Here is a 12,630-nt window from a genome sequence, read left to right as displayed (position 1 = left end):
TATTTAACCTGGGGTCGGATCCAATTGTATAACGAATATTTAATATGCGGGGAAACAAAAAATGGATCTGACCCCAGGCTAGCGAGACTTGGATCCGCCCTGCGCAATTATGGTTTCGACTTTATTGAGAGTGAGTCAGGGTAAATGGTCTTTACCATTTTATAATCAGTGGCAATATTGGACGTAGATCTTTAGTTAATTGTTGTTTACCACGATCTAATGTCAGTTCAAGTAGATGTTCATTTTCTGTAACAATATCCAATTTATGGGCTGACCCTGAGAATCGAAGTGTCTTTGACTGTACTTTAATAGTTGTTGTAAGTCGAATATGACTAATTGTTTGAAAAGTCCCTACTTTCTCTTGAGCTTTATACGGTTCAATAAAAGGCAAATAAATACATAAAGGCTCGGCTAGATTTTCAGAATTATCACCAATATGAAACGCTTTAGGTGCTTCAAAAAAATCAGGTTGATAGGCCCAGCCATCAAAAGGCACATTAAGCGTATTGTCATTTCTACGTCTAAAAATCAGGCCAAATGGTGATGCGTCTTTATTCTTAATTCGTTTGGGTAGATTTAAGTTTTTTGCAGGCCCATTATTCGCTTCATTAATATCTCGAATATACAATATTTCCAGCATGCCATTAGAAAACTCAAAACGGCGATTGGAAGTGCCCTGTCCTTTATGATTCCGACTAACACTTTCTTTGAGCCCCATTTCAAGCAATACCTCCCCTGCTTTTATTGGTTTGTCGGTTAATATAAAGAAGTGATCTAGTTCTAAATCCATCATTATGTTTTCCACCTTTATTAAAATTGATACCATTCAACCCTGTATTTCAGCCAACATACCGTAAAGCAAAAAAAACCAGCAATGGATGCTGGTTTTAAATATTACTCATGAAACATATATTCTACGAATGGTTACTGAATATCTTCACATACACCATCTGGACAGTAGATTTTGTATTGCCCACTTATGGCTAACATACCAAACATGTATAAACAGCCGTCATAATAACGGTATTACCCAGTTGAAGAATTTGGATCCGACCCCCTGGCTATTCAATTGACAAAATAAAACCAGTAATTAACGCCCACCTGAAACATCTAATATTGCACCGTTCACATAAGACGCTTCGTCTGAAATTAACCAAATTACCGCACTTGCCACTTCACATGGCTCTCCTGCCCTGCGCATTGGAATATTATGTTTGAGTTTTTCAGGCCGGTTGATATCCCCAGCATCACCATGCATTTCAGTATTGATTAATCCAGGTCTTACCGCATTCACTCTAATGCCGTCTTCGGCCACTTCTTTTGCTAAACCAAGTGTGAGTGTATCGATCGCACCTTTTGAGGCGGCGTAATCTATAAATTCGTTGGGTGAACCAATGGTTGCGGCCACCGACGACAAATTAACAATACTGCCTCCTCGGCCTTCTTCGCTGATGACCATGCGTTTAACGGCTTGTTGAGTGCAAATAAATGTCCCAACAACATTAATATTAAATACGTTTTTTATGCGATCAGAAGACATATCCGTAAATTTTGAAATAGCCGTGATGACCCCTGCGTTATTAATTAGTGCATCTAATCGGCCAAATTCAGAATCAATTTTTTCAAACAGATCAATAATCTCTTGCTCAATGGCAAGATCCATTTTAATTGCTATTGCATAACAACCCAGCTCTAGAATGTAATCAACTATTTTTTGCGCTTCTATGGGTTGGTTTCGATAAGTGATGACTACGTCCCAACCTTGTTTGGCTGCCAATATAGCACTTTGTGCACCTATGCCTCGACTGCCACCGGTAATTAATACAACTTTAGATTCCATCACAAACCTCACAAAATAATTCTTTATTGATTTAGATTTTTGTATAAAAACACAACTTGTGTCTGTCCGAGTTTTTCTTGTTTAAATACCTCATAACCACGACGCGCATACATGGCTAAATTGGCTTTACTTTGTTTACCTGTAAATAATTCTACTCTGTCAGCTTCAATAAATGATGACTCTAACGTGCTTAATAATTGAGATCCTATTCCCTGACCTTTAAATTCTGATTTAACCGCCATACGACCGATATGGCAAGTTGAACCATGTAATTGTGCTTGTCCACTTCCAATAATTTGATCATCTTTGACTATTTTTAATATCAGTTTATTGTCAAATTCAGCTATTAATTCTTCTAACGTTTGAGTTAAAGGTGGAATGTTAAAATCATTATTTAACTCAGCTTCAGATATGTACGCTTGTTTTTGTATTTCTAAAATTATGGGCGCATCTTGTACATTTGCTTTGCAGATATTTATTTTATTCATAATGTATGAATCACATTTTCAATACAAATTGCGCAATAGGCATCGTTTGCTGCGTATTGAATTTGTGTTGGGCTTAACGGATAAGTGCCCCAATTTGATTTTTGTGCTCCCTTCCCTAATCGTTGTTTTAGTACAAACGCTACAGATGCTCTTGCACCCAGTGGCTTTTTTTCACCAGCTAAATGTTTAACAGTCACGGCTAAATCTTCAATATTTTGAATATGAATGTCTAGTTTAGTGCTTAACTCTTTTTTATCACCTGCCAGTCCAAACCCTACTTTTTTAATATTGGGATTGTTTAACAATTGACTTGCCGCATCAACAGCAAAGGCAAATCTTGTCGGAAATAAAAAAGCATCCGTTGCATTCGCTAATTGAATAAGTGTAGGACCCGGACAAACCTGCCCTTTACGAAATATGGGTTTGCTTTCGGTATCAAAACCAAGACTGTGTTCATGTTGTAAAGTCACTAGCGCCAATTGAGCTTGCTCTTGAGTGTCTACAATATGTATATGTTCCATATCGAGTCCCAAATATAAAGGCAATTCTCTTATTTGTTCTTTTGTAGGACGTGCCATGTTTATCTCTTTTGCAAAGGTTAACAATACCGCGTTATAACATAGACAGGCAAACTTTACATTCTCCTAAACATTAAAAATAAATATAAAAATTTTAAAAAAACCTTGAAATGGAAATTGATGACCCTAAATTAAAAATGGTAGGCGGTGAGGTTAAGCTGACCTACATTAATTGTTTTTTAATCTTATTTCGCTTTTTAAGGAGGTTCTATTATGAACTCAATTGATTTATCCCCACTTTATCGCAGCAGCATTGGTTTTGATCGTTTAGCAACATTACTCGATAGTGCAATGGCTTCACAGGACCAGTCAAAAGACTATCCATCATACAATATCGAAATGTTTGATGAACATTGCTACGCCATTACCCTTGCGGTTGCAGGTTTTTCTCAAGAAGATATTGATATTCAGGTTAACAAAGGGGTGCTGACAATCAGCAGTAATAAACCTGAAAATAAAGAGGGGAATTTTTTACACAAAGGCATTGCTAATCGGGCATTTGAGAGAAAATTCAGCTTGGCTGATTATGTAGAAGTTATTGATGCAGATCTGTCAAACGGATTGTTAACCATTAATTTGATTAAAGAAATTCCCGATTCCATGAAACCCAAAAAAATCACAATCAATGCAAATAATCAGGTTTTAGAGCATAAGGGTAAACAACACGCAGCTTAATTGCTTAATTGCTTAATTGAAAATAGCAGTGAACTTATTGAGTTCACTGCTATTAATCTCGAGTTATATCTATCAATGTTTTTTGTTCATAAATTCAGTGATTAATGTTTCAAGTTTATCGTCCAGATTATTCTCAAATTCATCCAGATCAATCTTAAGCAGATTAAGATATTTTTTAGCTTGGGTGTGACTTATGTTGTTCCCAGCAAGAATACATTGCATTTCATTTAGGGTTTTATCATGTCTTGGGATGATATTTAAAGCAATGGCGTGGGACTCAAGGCTGTCCAATTGGGTGTGAGCAAAGTTGCAAAATTCATCAATCAATCCCTTACCTTGCGGCCCTAAACAGCCTGGCTCTAATCTGTACAGTACTGATAGTTTTTTATCATTAGATAGCACACCGCTCATGTATTCGCCTTTAATTTATCCGCAAAAATTGAATCATTATATCCTTCTAACTTTAGCACTTAACCATCATGCTAACTGAATTGTTTCAAGTTTTATTCTTGTAGTCGTAGGTTTGCCCATTTTGCTTGTGTGAGTAAAGCCAAATCATCAGCATTTAGCTCTATCTCTAAGCCTCTGCGCCCTGCACTGACATAAATAGTTGGAAAATTCAGGGCGGTTATATCCATAACGGTTTTCAGCTGCTTTTTTTGCCCAATTGGACTGACACCACCTAAAACATACCCTGTAGCACGAATCCCCTCTGACTTGTCAGCCATTATGGCTTTTTTTGCCCCTACGGCTTTTGCAACGTGCTTCATGCTTAATTGAGACGAAACGGGCAATATAGCCACAATCAATTCACCATGATCGATGCGAACAACCAGTGTTTTAAATACTCGATTGGGTGTTACTTTTAAGATTTTTGCCGCTTCATCTCCATAAGACTGACTCGATTCATCATGGGTATATTCATGAATTTTATGACGTGTTTTATGTTTTTTAAGGATATTAATTGCTGGGGTTATTTCTAATCTCGTAATTACACACAGATGTCTTAAAGTTTAAAATAATGAATCAACTGATTTTTAATTTTATTAACGGTACCCTATCACTTTATTCAGACGGTATCTCACATGTCAATTTACACTATAATATTTATTATTTTTACAGCATTAATGATTGTTTTAAATTATAAGACTCGTTCTAAGCGTTTAACCCATCAAGAAATAAAAGCACAACGCATACAAGAACAAGATGACAAAAAACAACGAGCAATCGATCGTATGCCCAGATTTGGTTATTATATTTATCACATTGCTCCCAAAGGCACACCATTAGATGAAGGATTCATCGGTATGACCAATACGTTAGACGAGTACAAAGAATATTTATTTACCAGTTTAAAATCAGGGAAACATAATAATAAAATCCTTCAAAAAGCGTGGATTGATTTTGCGTTTACTGAACAAGATTTTCATATTATTCATGAAAATTTAAGTGGCAGAAAAGCCTGCGAAAGAATGGTTGAATTACGCAGTCAAAACTATATGGGTTGGAATGAAGCGATAGGTGGTTGGGCGTGGAATAATTCATTGTTTCGTGATTAATGCAACTATAAAAAGATTGCGTCAAACCAAAATGACTTATTATTTATAAGTCATTTTTTTCGTTTTTATTTTCATCAATCGTGTAATTCTTATTTTTATGTGGATCAACAGCTGGTTCATATTGCGCATTAATCGTATTTAAAAATGCTTCATCTTCTAAAAATAACGCAAAGTCACTGTCATCGAGAAATTGTTCTGCTAAATGACCTAACTGTCGGGAGCGTTTAGCGGCCACAAGTAAAGCCGGTTTGTTTTCAACTAAGGCGTAATAACAGGCAATATTGTAAACCAACACACCATTTTCAAAGGTGGTGACATCAAAGTTTTTTTCAAACATTTTATCAAACACACAATCAATAGTTGCGGGTTGTTTTTGCTCCATGGCTGCTACTAAAGACTGACTAGCAATCACTGAGTGATTATATAACGTACTGTCTTGTGCCGTTTGTTTATTTAATAATGGCAACAAATCGTCTACGTAGAGCTGAAATAACGCGAGTATGGATTCAAACTCTCTAGAAAGTGCATGGTTATTAATTTGAATTGCAATATATTGTGTGGCATACGCAGCGTATTCTTTTTCATATTCATCGGTTTTGGTTAAGTCGTGAATACTGCTCATTAATGTTTCTAAATTAGCATGACCGTAAGTTACGGCCTCATTTAATGCTTTTAATTTTGCGCGTTTAATTCTTGGGGTATCGGGTAAATGTGTAGTTATAGAATATTGAGTTAACTCAACAGTCTTGCCTTTAAATTCAAGTAATACTTTTAACGAGGCACTTATGTCTGTTACCTGCTCAAACACCACATTAATATTTATTGGCGTTTTTGTTTTTTTATTGGATTGTTTTTTAGTTAACGATTTAACAATAGCGGCTAATTCGTCTTGATCAAACACAATCTCAAAAATTAAATCCGTATAGTCCTCAGGGTTATGAAACCAATGGGTGTCTTGTTTGATTGATGTAAGTTGAAATACACAGCGGTAGTGCTTAGTTTTGACATTAACACTTATTTGCTTTGGTAAATAATAAAAAGGCTGAGGTGCCGCTGCTGCGTTATTGGTGACAACATATTCATGCATGTCACGCTGTCCTATTTGATAAAATTGAGCATTTATTTTTGGATCAACAAAGCTTACATGGCCCCAAACTTCCTCTTGGGTTTCTAACCCTTCTGTGTGAATAAACCAAGGTTGAGGATATTTTTGATTGGGGCTGGAAAGGCTTTTTTTACGAACAAGGTAAAAACCCACGTTTTTTTCGTAATAATGATTTAAATTATCTGGCGTACCTGAATATCGATAGGGTAAATATTTATATTTTAATAGTTTAACATCAGGTTGATTTGGAAAATCATAAACAACAAAATTATAAAAATTAACCAAGCGTTTACCACTTTGATCCTTTGATTGTTTGTCAGCAAACACACGAAAAAATAATGTTTCATCGTTGATTTTAAAATCCACAAGGGCGTCACCAAACCAATATCGATCTGGAAGATTATTCCAAGACCCACCAAAAAATGGAAAAATAATAGGTGCCATTATTTGCCCACCTAATCCTTCTTCAAGATAGTATTTTCGTTTTTTAAATCCGCTCACCGTTAGAGGCGCATCCACATCTTCTGCATATGCAGCCCCGACCCAATCGGGATTTACAGGTGTAAACCGGTCTTGGTATTTTTTTGTATACCCCGTCATACTGCTTTGACTCCAAGCCATGTCTTTATAACGCTCGTCATCTCCAGATCGATTGACTGCTTTTCGTTTGTGAGGAATTTCAATGATTGTACTTTTTTTGCCAGTTATTAAATAAGCAAACGCACTATCACTAGAAAAATCAAATTCTACAATATCGGCTTGATCCAAGAGTTGAAATAATTGCTTATCTTTGAATTGACTTGCGTCGATATGCTCATTGTATTTTTTGTCCTGTCGCTCACCCGTTAATACCCAATCATTATAGTAATTCTTAGAAAAATAATAACCCGAGCTGTACCAATGTGTATGACTCTCAAAAGTGTCGATCACCTGTCCGTGATTGTCTATTCGCCAAACGTGGCTGTCTGCATTTATAAATAATTGTTGTGATTTAGGCTCGTACATGACGCCTCTCACTTTTCCGTCAATGATTTTGACAATTTCGTAATTATTTGAAGTGATATTGCCGTCAGCAAGATTTGGGTAGGTGATAGATTGAGCGACACTCAAATTGGAGAAAAAAGACATAATGGCAATACTCAAGGCACAAAATTTAGTAGATTGGTAATTTATAACATACCGCGTTCGAAAATGATTTAAATCGAACATTACCAAATCACAGTTTAGGTAAGCTGACTTCCAAATGTAACTTTAACCATTTATTTAATAATCTTGGGCGATGCATCAAGCATCGTGATGTCCTGAATGTTAGCGATTGAATTTCCACCAAATAAAAGTGGCGTGACATTCAATGTTACTTGTATTGTTTGATTGCGGGTTCTCATTTCACTTAATACTTTAGGGTATAGTTTTTTATAGGTTTGATTAGACACAAAAACTTGATCATACCCTTCAATATTTATTGCTTTATTTCTCAGTATTTTTTCAAAAAGTTCTCTATTTGACAACGTTATCTGCACCATTTTAAAAGTTACGTTTGCTTGAATTTGATACTCATCACCGTGTTTAATTCTGTATAAACATAGGCATGTTAAAAACCAAGTACTGGTCAAAAAAAGTACAACCCATAAAATAATCATGATGCTCTTAACCAATCAGAAACCAAAATGGGCACCAGCTCAGTCGCATTTCCTTTAATTAATTTATAACCGCCGGGTTTTTTATCGAGCTGTTGCGTGATGATGACTTTCTCAGCATTAAACCGTGCTTTTTTTAAAATATTGGCCGCAGGATAAACACTCAAAGACGTACCAATTACTAATACTTTGGCGGCGGTAACTAAGTGTTTTCTAGCGACTTCATAGTTTTGAATGTTTTCACCAAACCAAACAATGTGGGGTCTTAGCTGACTGCCCTGCTCGCATAAATCCCCAAGTTGTATGGGTTTACCTTCATCGTATAAATACGTCAATGCTTCATTTGAGCTGCTTCTGGCGTATTTTAGTTGGCCATGTACATGAATCACATTGGTTGAGCCTGCGCGTTCGTGCAAGTCATCGACATTTTGAGTGATGATCACCACTTCATATTGCGTTTCTAATTTTGCTACGGCTTCGTGTGCGGCATTGGGTTCAACTTCAAACGCTTGTTTTCTTCTGTCATTATAAAACTGAAGTACCTGTTTGGGATCTTGTTTCCAACCTTCAATTGTTGCTACATCTTCTACTTTAAAATCATTCCACAATCCGTTTGAATCACGAAAGGTTTGCAATCCACTTTCGGCGCTGATGCCTGCACCGGTAAATACCACAATTTTTTTTGGATTAATCTCAGGTTTCATTTTGCATACTCTCTATTAATTCTTTGGCAACTAAATCCACTTCGTCGTGATGATCCGATGCAGTCGGGTTATTGATGATTTCAATTAACATAGACTTCATGCTGTCCTGAACCTGTTTATTTGAAAATGGCAAAATTTGAGAAATTATCCAGTATTTCCAAGTGGCATCATCTGACTTTAAAATTTGTTTTATGGGCTCTATTATTTCAATGCCTGCTTGAGAAAGCCTGGGTGCAATATAACCTGCCACGGGCCAATTAATATCTTGAACCCAAGTTAATAACTCTACTAAATAAGGCTCTAGCTCTTTATTTGATAAGTTATCTAAATTGGATACCGCTTCAATGTCTGATTTGTTTTTCGGAATAATGTTCATCATTTAAGTCCTGTATAGCGTTTATGAGCGAATAATAAATACACAATGGCAGATAACAAACCTGTTAACCCACCTAGATAACTAGCGTTATGCATAAACCCGACTCGCACAAATTGCACGGGGTGGGTCACATCAGACCATATCCAACTCTGATATTGTTCTATAGATTGATCATTAACCACGATATAACCATAAATCAAACCTAGACAGCCAGTGATTAAACCAACTAACACCACAACTAAAAATGACTTGAACAATTCAATGGCCATAATTTTAGGACTATCAAACAAAAAACCAAATAAACCTAACACGATAAACACTAAGACACCCATCCACCATGTGGCTTTTGCTCCCACCACTGCCGCACCTAATCTTGGAAAATCTTGAGCCCAGGGTGTATTAAATTGAATGAATTTAAAATGGGTGAAATATTCAGTTGAAAAAGAAAAGCTGATTTGATCGTGCACACTGCCGTATAACCCCGCGATTATAATCGCTGGAATAAACATTAGAAAATAGACGCCTGTTTTATTTAAATACTGCATTTGGATCCTTTAAATATTAAAAACTGATAAACAAAAGGCAAACTGGAGCTTAACCCAATCCCTAATAAAATAAAAAGTAAAATTTTGCGCATCAAGGATTTACTCAGAGTGTTACCCAATGGCAATCCAATTTTGGCACCAATATAAATGGCGGGAGTCAGCATGACACCCATTAATATAGATTGCACTATGCTTGATTCAAAAGTAAACGCCATGATTAAAATTTGTATGGGCAACGAAATTGTAAATGCAGCAAATAGAAATCCACGTATTTTTTGTGTAGACCAATCGTGCGCCATCGCCCATAAAACCAAAGATGGGCCACCCATGCAACAGATTCCTGCAAGTAAACCACTTGAGCTAAAAGCAAGGCCTCTCCAACCCCAATGTAATTTAGCCTGAGGTTTAAGTTTGATTGAAATGCGTTTGTGTTGATGACGAATCATGTACATTTGTTGATGACACCCAAAACTGAAAATAGTATCAGTCCAGTCAAGTCATGCAGTCTCTTGGTCGATTTTATGTACGTTACGTTAATGAACATTATCAACCTTTGGGAGGGACGATATCGCTCTACTTTGGTGGGCTCAGACAATTATTTTTTACAACTATGTCGTAATATTGAAATGAATCCTGTGCGTGCAAAGATGGTGGATCATCCAGCGAGTTACCCTTGGTCAAGTTAGGGGAATGCGTTAGACAAAGACATACAATTATTAACGCCTCACGATTGTTATTTGAATTTAGGAAAAGATGATCAAGCACGTAAATTTCGGTATCGTTCGTTGTTTGATGATGAGATTGAAGCGCTGCCGTTACAGCAAATTCGCGATGCAACGAATAAGTCTTAGGCGTTGGGTGATGCACGATTTATCGCTCAAATTGAACAGCAGCTTGGTGGAAGTGTGTCGCCTGTTGATACAAGTGGCGATAAACGATCTGAACAATATCGTACGGGTTTGTGAACCTTTTAGTAAAAACGAATTGGTCAAAAGTTGGTCAACAGCTCTAACCCTTAGATTTGTGCTCTATTTTAGTTTTGTGATGTTTTGTTACTTATTCAGTGTGTCTTGATTGGTGATCTTTTTCAGAAATATCTTCCTTAAGCTTTTTATTTTCTATTTCTAAATCGGGCATCATTTTCATGCAGTTAATTTTAATGATTCATTTCTAAAAATCATCATAAATTTTATTCGAATGTGGAATGAGCTTAGATACATCTAAACCACGCAATAACCAATCTAGTTGTTCAGTTGTAAATTCAATGCAATTTTGGCTATGTTTTTTTGGCCATTTGAATTTATCTTCTTCTAAACGTTTATGCCAAAGACAAAAACCAGTTTGATCCCAATACAGAATTTTAAGCCTGTCACGATGTTTATTACAAAAAATGAACAGTGCATTTTGAAAGCAAGATTGTTCGAGTTCATCAGTGACTATCATCGATAACCCGTTGATGGCTTTTCGAAAATCAACCGGATCACGATGTAAATAGATGTGTTCAAAATCGAAATGAGACTTCATTAAACCATCGCCTTACAAAAATCAGCCAACCAATTTGGATCGTTCTGCTGGATTTTAATTTTGATGTGATTCAATTCGATAGTGATCGATGCAGCTGTGGTTATTTGAGAATCAGACTGAATGACTTTAACAAATACTGACTTTTTATGAGCGGTGTCAGATTGAGTGTTTTTGGATTTCGTAAAATTTCGTTTACTTAGCTGGAGGTTGAGATATTTTGCATTTAACTTATTTTGTCGACAAAACTCGGCTTGGCTTAATTTGCTTTGCTGGAAATTCGAGATAATTTCATCCCAGTTATATTTTTTAGTGCTCATGTTTGATGCCTCTTTTTAAAAAGAGGCTAGATTAAACTGTGAATGGATGATTTTCTAGAATGTGGTTCGTTCGGCGCTTACTGGGCACTAGTTAGCTGAGTTGTATTCTCTTTTTTTAATTTCATAGTCAAAATTCAAAAAATAATCTTTCGATAACTTTTCATTATTATCTTTCCAATCTTTTTTTATGATTAAATATATGTCTAGATACTTAATTTTGCTCTGTATTTCACTTAAATAACTATCGCCATGATAATTAGTCAATAAACGCTCCAAATACTCAAATAACAATAACTCTTCATCGGTGTCAATATCATACCTATTGTCATATGCATTGAATGCAATTGAATTTGCAAAGTAAATATATGCTTTTTCTATATCGCCGTTACCTATTAATTGTTCTTCATGTTTTTCGATAAAATAATATGAGTATTTAATACAATCTATCGTCATACTTTGATCCAAAAATGAATTAAAGCCTTTATTACTCACATAATTTATATCCGGATTATAGTCTAAAAGTAACTTAAAAAATTCTATTTTATGCGGCAAACCACATGAAATGAGGTGGTATAACATAGGCCTCCCCCTGACCTGATAATTAGGATCTAATCCATTATCTAATGCAATTTTTAAAACTCTGATATCTTTATTATACATTCGAGCAATCAATGAGCTTTTTCCATCTTTCCAAGGCAAAGTAATATCTGCTCCATTTTTAATCAGCCATTCAAATGATTTCAATTCTTCATCAAATAATGACCACATTAAAACGTTATAACCTTTTGTTCCTCGTTTATTGATTTCTTCAGCCGTATAATTTGCGCTTTCTAAAGATTGAACATCTCCAGAAAATGCAAAGTTCAATAAATCAATCATTCGTTGAGACTCGAATACTTCATTAGCATATAATCCGAGTACTTTTGAATTTTTATTTTTTCCTGAACCACTGCAAGCAATCAAAATTATAAAAAATATACTAATTAGGATTTTGTATTTCATTTATTTTCTCCGAAATAACTTAGACTTACATAATAATCAAAATCAGGACTATTGTGTCGTTTTTTTAGCATGTGTGATGAGATGGACACCCAAGGTATGCGTCATAATGCGCAAATAGTATAATTAATCTTCAACCAAAAACAATTCAATAGGGTCAAATCGTACGCCGTTACCGGCAATATATCTAGCAGGTTAAAGTCCTGTCCTAGGAATTACTCATTCACCTAGGTAGCACTGAAAAGCAGTGTTCAAGTAATTGGATGCTGTAAGTTTTTCAAAG

Annotated in this window: 18 protein-coding genes; 3 read left to right on the top strand and 15 right to left on the bottom strand. The window is 35.7% G+C overall.

Going from position 1 to position 12,630, the window contains the following annotated elements; translation table 11 throughout:
• Window positions 1-151: 151 nt before the first annotated feature.
• The 4 genes from TYM08_RS09615 to TYM08_RS09600 form a co-directional block, all read right to left on the bottom strand.
• Complete coding sequence (locus TYM08_RS09615; RefSeq protein ID WP_422382758.1) at window positions 152-793, bottom strand: hypothetical protein; 642 nt, start codon at window positions 791-793, stop codon at window positions 152-154.
• A 297-nt stretch (window positions 794-1,090) separates the two neighbouring features.
• Window positions 1,091-1,840: an SDR family oxidoreductase gene (locus tag TYM08_RS09610; protein WP_422382757.1), complete on the bottom strand. Its 750-nt coding sequence runs from the start codon at window positions 1,838-1,840 to the stop codon at window positions 1,091-1,093.
• Between the two features lie 23 nt (window positions 1,841-1,863).
• On the bottom strand, window positions 1,864-2,328 hold the full coding sequence (locus tag TYM08_RS09605; RefSeq protein WP_422382756.1) for a GNAT family N-acetyltransferase: 465 nt from the start codon (window positions 2,326-2,328) through the stop codon (window positions 1,864-1,866).
• Window positions 2,325-2,906, bottom strand: a complete 582-nt coding sequence (locus tag TYM08_RS09600; protein WP_422382755.1) for a 3'-5' exonuclease — start codon at window positions 2,904-2,906, stop codon at window positions 2,325-2,327. The genes TYM08_RS09605 and TYM08_RS09600 overlap by 4 nt, the downstream gene beginning before the upstream one ends.
• A 213-nt stretch (window positions 2,907-3,119) precedes the next feature.
• Between TYM08_RS09600 and TYM08_RS09595 the strand changes: the two genes are divergently transcribed.
• Window positions 3,120-3,581 carry an Hsp20 family protein gene (locus tag TYM08_RS09595; protein ID WP_422382754.1) on the top strand — a complete coding sequence of 154 codons (462 nt, stop codon included), beginning with the start codon at window positions 3,120-3,122 and terminating at the stop codon, window positions 3,579-3,581.
• Between the two features lie 72 nt (window positions 3,582-3,653).
• Here the strand turns inward: TYM08_RS09595 and TYM08_RS09590 are convergent, their stop codons facing one another.
• Window positions 3,654-3,992 carry a hypothetical protein gene (locus tag TYM08_RS09590; protein ID WP_422382753.1) on the bottom strand — a complete coding sequence of 113 codons (339 nt, stop codon included), beginning with the start codon at window positions 3,990-3,992 and terminating at the stop codon, window positions 3,654-3,656.
• Window positions 3,993-4,084: 92 nt separating this feature from the next.
• Window positions 4,085-4,546 (bottom strand): Cys-tRNA(Pro) deacylase, encoded by a 462-nt coding sequence (ybaK, locus tag TYM08_RS09585; RefSeq protein ID WP_422382823.1) that lies wholly within the window; start codon window positions 4,544-4,546, stop codon window positions 4,085-4,087.
• Window positions 4,547-4,666: 120 nt separating this feature from the next.
• On the opposite strand from ybaK, the gene TYM08_RS09580 reads away from it, so the two are divergent.
• Complete coding sequence (locus TYM08_RS09580; protein ID WP_422382752.1) at window positions 4,667-5,140, top strand: hypothetical protein; 474 nt, start codon at window positions 4,667-4,669, stop codon at window positions 5,138-5,140.
• Between the two features lie 43 nt (window positions 5,141-5,183).
• On the opposite strand, the gene TYM08_RS09575 is transcribed toward TYM08_RS09580, so the two are convergent.
• The 6 genes from TYM08_RS09575 to TYM08_RS09550 form a co-directional block, all read right to left on the bottom strand.
• Complete coding sequence (locus tag TYM08_RS09575) at window positions 5,184-7,373, bottom strand: hypothetical protein (RefSeq protein ID WP_422382751.1); 2,190 nt, start codon at window positions 7,371-7,373, stop codon at window positions 5,184-5,186.
• A gap of 131 nt (window positions 7,374-7,504) precedes the next feature.
• Window positions 7,505-7,885 carry a hypothetical protein gene (locus TYM08_RS09570; protein WP_422382750.1) on the bottom strand — a complete coding sequence of 127 codons (381 nt, stop codon included), beginning with the start codon at window positions 7,883-7,885 and terminating at the stop codon, window positions 7,505-7,507.
• Window positions 7,882-8,586, bottom strand: a complete 705-nt coding sequence (locus TYM08_RS09565) for an SIR2 family NAD-dependent protein deacylase (protein ID WP_422382749.1) — start codon at window positions 8,584-8,586, stop codon at window positions 7,882-7,884. Before TYM08_RS09565 ends, TYM08_RS09570 begins: the two co-directional genes overlap by 4 nt.
• Window positions 8,576-8,965 (bottom strand): DUF5071 domain-containing protein, encoded by a 390-nt coding sequence (locus TYM08_RS09560; protein ID WP_422382748.1) that lies wholly within the window; start codon window positions 8,963-8,965, stop codon window positions 8,576-8,578. Before TYM08_RS09560 ends, TYM08_RS09565 begins: the two co-directional genes overlap by 11 nt.
• Window positions 8,962-9,507 carry a hypothetical protein gene (locus TYM08_RS09555; RefSeq protein ID WP_422382747.1) on the bottom strand — a complete coding sequence of 182 codons (546 nt, stop codon included), beginning with the start codon at window positions 9,505-9,507 and terminating at the stop codon, window positions 8,962-8,964. Before TYM08_RS09555 ends, TYM08_RS09560 begins: the two co-directional genes overlap by 4 nt.
• Window positions 9,495-9,953, bottom strand: a complete 459-nt coding sequence (locus TYM08_RS09550; protein WP_422382746.1) for a hypothetical protein — start codon at window positions 9,951-9,953, stop codon at window positions 9,495-9,497. The genes TYM08_RS09555 and TYM08_RS09550 overlap by 13 nt, the downstream gene beginning before the upstream one ends.
• A gap of 75 nt (window positions 9,954-10,028) precedes the next feature.
• Between TYM08_RS09550 and TYM08_RS09545 the strand changes: the two genes are divergently transcribed.
• Window positions 10,029-10,193 carry a hypothetical protein gene (locus tag TYM08_RS09545; RefSeq protein ID WP_422382745.1) on the top strand — a complete coding sequence of 55 codons (165 nt, stop codon included), beginning with the start codon at window positions 10,029-10,031 and terminating at the stop codon, window positions 10,191-10,193.
• Between the two features lie 484 nt (window positions 10,194-10,677).
• On the opposite strand, the gene tnpB is transcribed toward TYM08_RS09545, so the two are convergent.
• The 3 genes from tnpB to TYM08_RS09530 form a co-directional block, all read right to left on the bottom strand.
• Window positions 10,678-11,031, bottom strand: coding sequence for an IS66 family insertion sequence element accessory protein TnpB (gene tnpB / locus TYM08_RS09540; protein ID WP_422382744.1), 354 nt, complete (start codon window positions 11,029-11,031; stop codon window positions 10,678-10,680).
• Window positions 11,031-11,348 (bottom strand): IS66 family insertion sequence element accessory protein TnpA, encoded by a 318-nt coding sequence (gene tnpA / locus TYM08_RS09535; RefSeq protein ID WP_422382743.1) that lies wholly within the window; start codon window positions 11,346-11,348, stop codon window positions 11,031-11,033. Before tnpA ends, tnpB begins: the two co-directional genes overlap by 1 nt.
• A gap of 87 nt (window positions 11,349-11,435) precedes the next feature.
• Complete coding sequence (locus TYM08_RS09530) at window positions 11,436-12,350, bottom strand: ankyrin repeat domain-containing protein (protein ID WP_422382742.1); 915 nt, start codon at window positions 12,348-12,350, stop codon at window positions 11,436-11,438.
• Window positions 12,351-12,630: the final 280 nt, after the last annotated feature.

Origin of the sequence: Marinicellulosiphila megalodicopiae (genome assembly GCF_045862395.1) — a bacterium.
GTDB classification, from domain to species: domain Bacteria; phylum Pseudomonadota; class Gammaproteobacteria; order Pseudomonadales; family Natronospirillaceae; genus Marinicellulosiphila; species Marinicellulosiphila megalodicopiae.
The sequence above is the reverse complement of the archived record's forward strand: the minus strand, read 5'-3'. Positions and strand labels throughout refer to the sequence as shown.

Excerpts from the sequence above, each read along its gene's own strand:
- TYM08_RS09615 (WP_422382758.1), bottom strand. The coding sequence starts at position 793 with ATGATGGATTTAGAACTAGATCACTTCTTTATATTAACCGACAAACCA.
- TYM08_RS09610 (WP_422382757.1), bottom strand. The coding sequence starts at position 1,840 with ATGGAATCTAAAGTTGTATTAATTACCGGTGGCAGTCGAGGCATAGGT.
- TYM08_RS09605 (WP_422382756.1), bottom strand. The coding sequence starts at position 2,328 with ATGAATAAAATAAATATCTGCAAAGCAAATGTACAAGATGCGCCCATA.
- TYM08_RS09600 (WP_422382755.1), bottom strand. The coding sequence starts at position 2,906 with ATGGCACGTCCTACAAAAGAACAAATAAGAGAATTGCCTTTATATTTG.
- TYM08_RS09595 (WP_422382754.1), top strand. The coding sequence starts at position 3,120 with ATGAACTCAATTGATTTATCCCCACTTTATCGCAGCAGCATTGGTTTT.
- TYM08_RS09590 (WP_422382753.1), bottom strand. The coding sequence starts at position 3,992 with ATGAGCGGTGTGCTATCTAATGATAAAAAACTATCAGTACTGTACAGA.
- TYM08_RS09580 (WP_422382752.1), top strand. The coding sequence starts at position 4,667 with ATGTCAATTTACACTATAATATTTATTATTTTTACAGCATTAATGATT.
- TYM08_RS09575 (WP_422382751.1), bottom strand. The coding sequence starts at position 7,373 with ATGTCTTTTTTCTCCAATTTGAGTGTCGCTCAATCTATCACCTACCCA.
- TYM08_RS09570 (WP_422382750.1), bottom strand. The coding sequence starts at position 7,885 with ATGATTATTTTATGGGTTGTACTTTTTTTGACCAGTACTTGGTTTTTA.
- TYM08_RS09565 (WP_422382749.1), bottom strand. The coding sequence starts at position 8,586 with ATGAAACCTGAGATTAATCCAAAAAAAATTGTGGTATTTACCGGTGCA.
- TYM08_RS09560 (WP_422382748.1), bottom strand. The coding sequence starts at position 8,965 with ATGATGAACATTATTCCGAAAAACAAATCAGACATTGAAGCGGTATCC.
- TYM08_RS09555 (WP_422382747.1), bottom strand. The coding sequence starts at position 9,507 with ATGCAGTATTTAAATAAAACAGGCGTCTATTTTCTAATGTTTATTCCA.
- TYM08_RS09550 (WP_422382746.1), bottom strand. The coding sequence starts at position 9,953 with ATGATTCGTCATCAACACAAACGCATTTCAATCAAACTTAAACCTCAG.
- TYM08_RS09545 (WP_422382745.1), top strand. The coding sequence starts at position 10,029 with ATGTACGTTACGTTAATGAACATTATCAACCTTTGGGAGGGACGATAT.
- tnpB (WP_422382744.1), bottom strand. The coding sequence starts at position 11,031 with ATGAAGTCTCATTTCGATTTTGAACACATCTATTTACATCGTGATCCG.
- tnpA (WP_422382743.1), bottom strand. The coding sequence starts at position 11,348 with ATGAGCACTAAAAAATATAACTGGGATGAAATTATCTCGAATTTCCAG.
- TYM08_RS09530 (WP_422382742.1), bottom strand. The coding sequence starts at position 12,350 with ATGAAATACAAAATCCTAATTAGTATATTTTTTATAATTTTGATTGCT.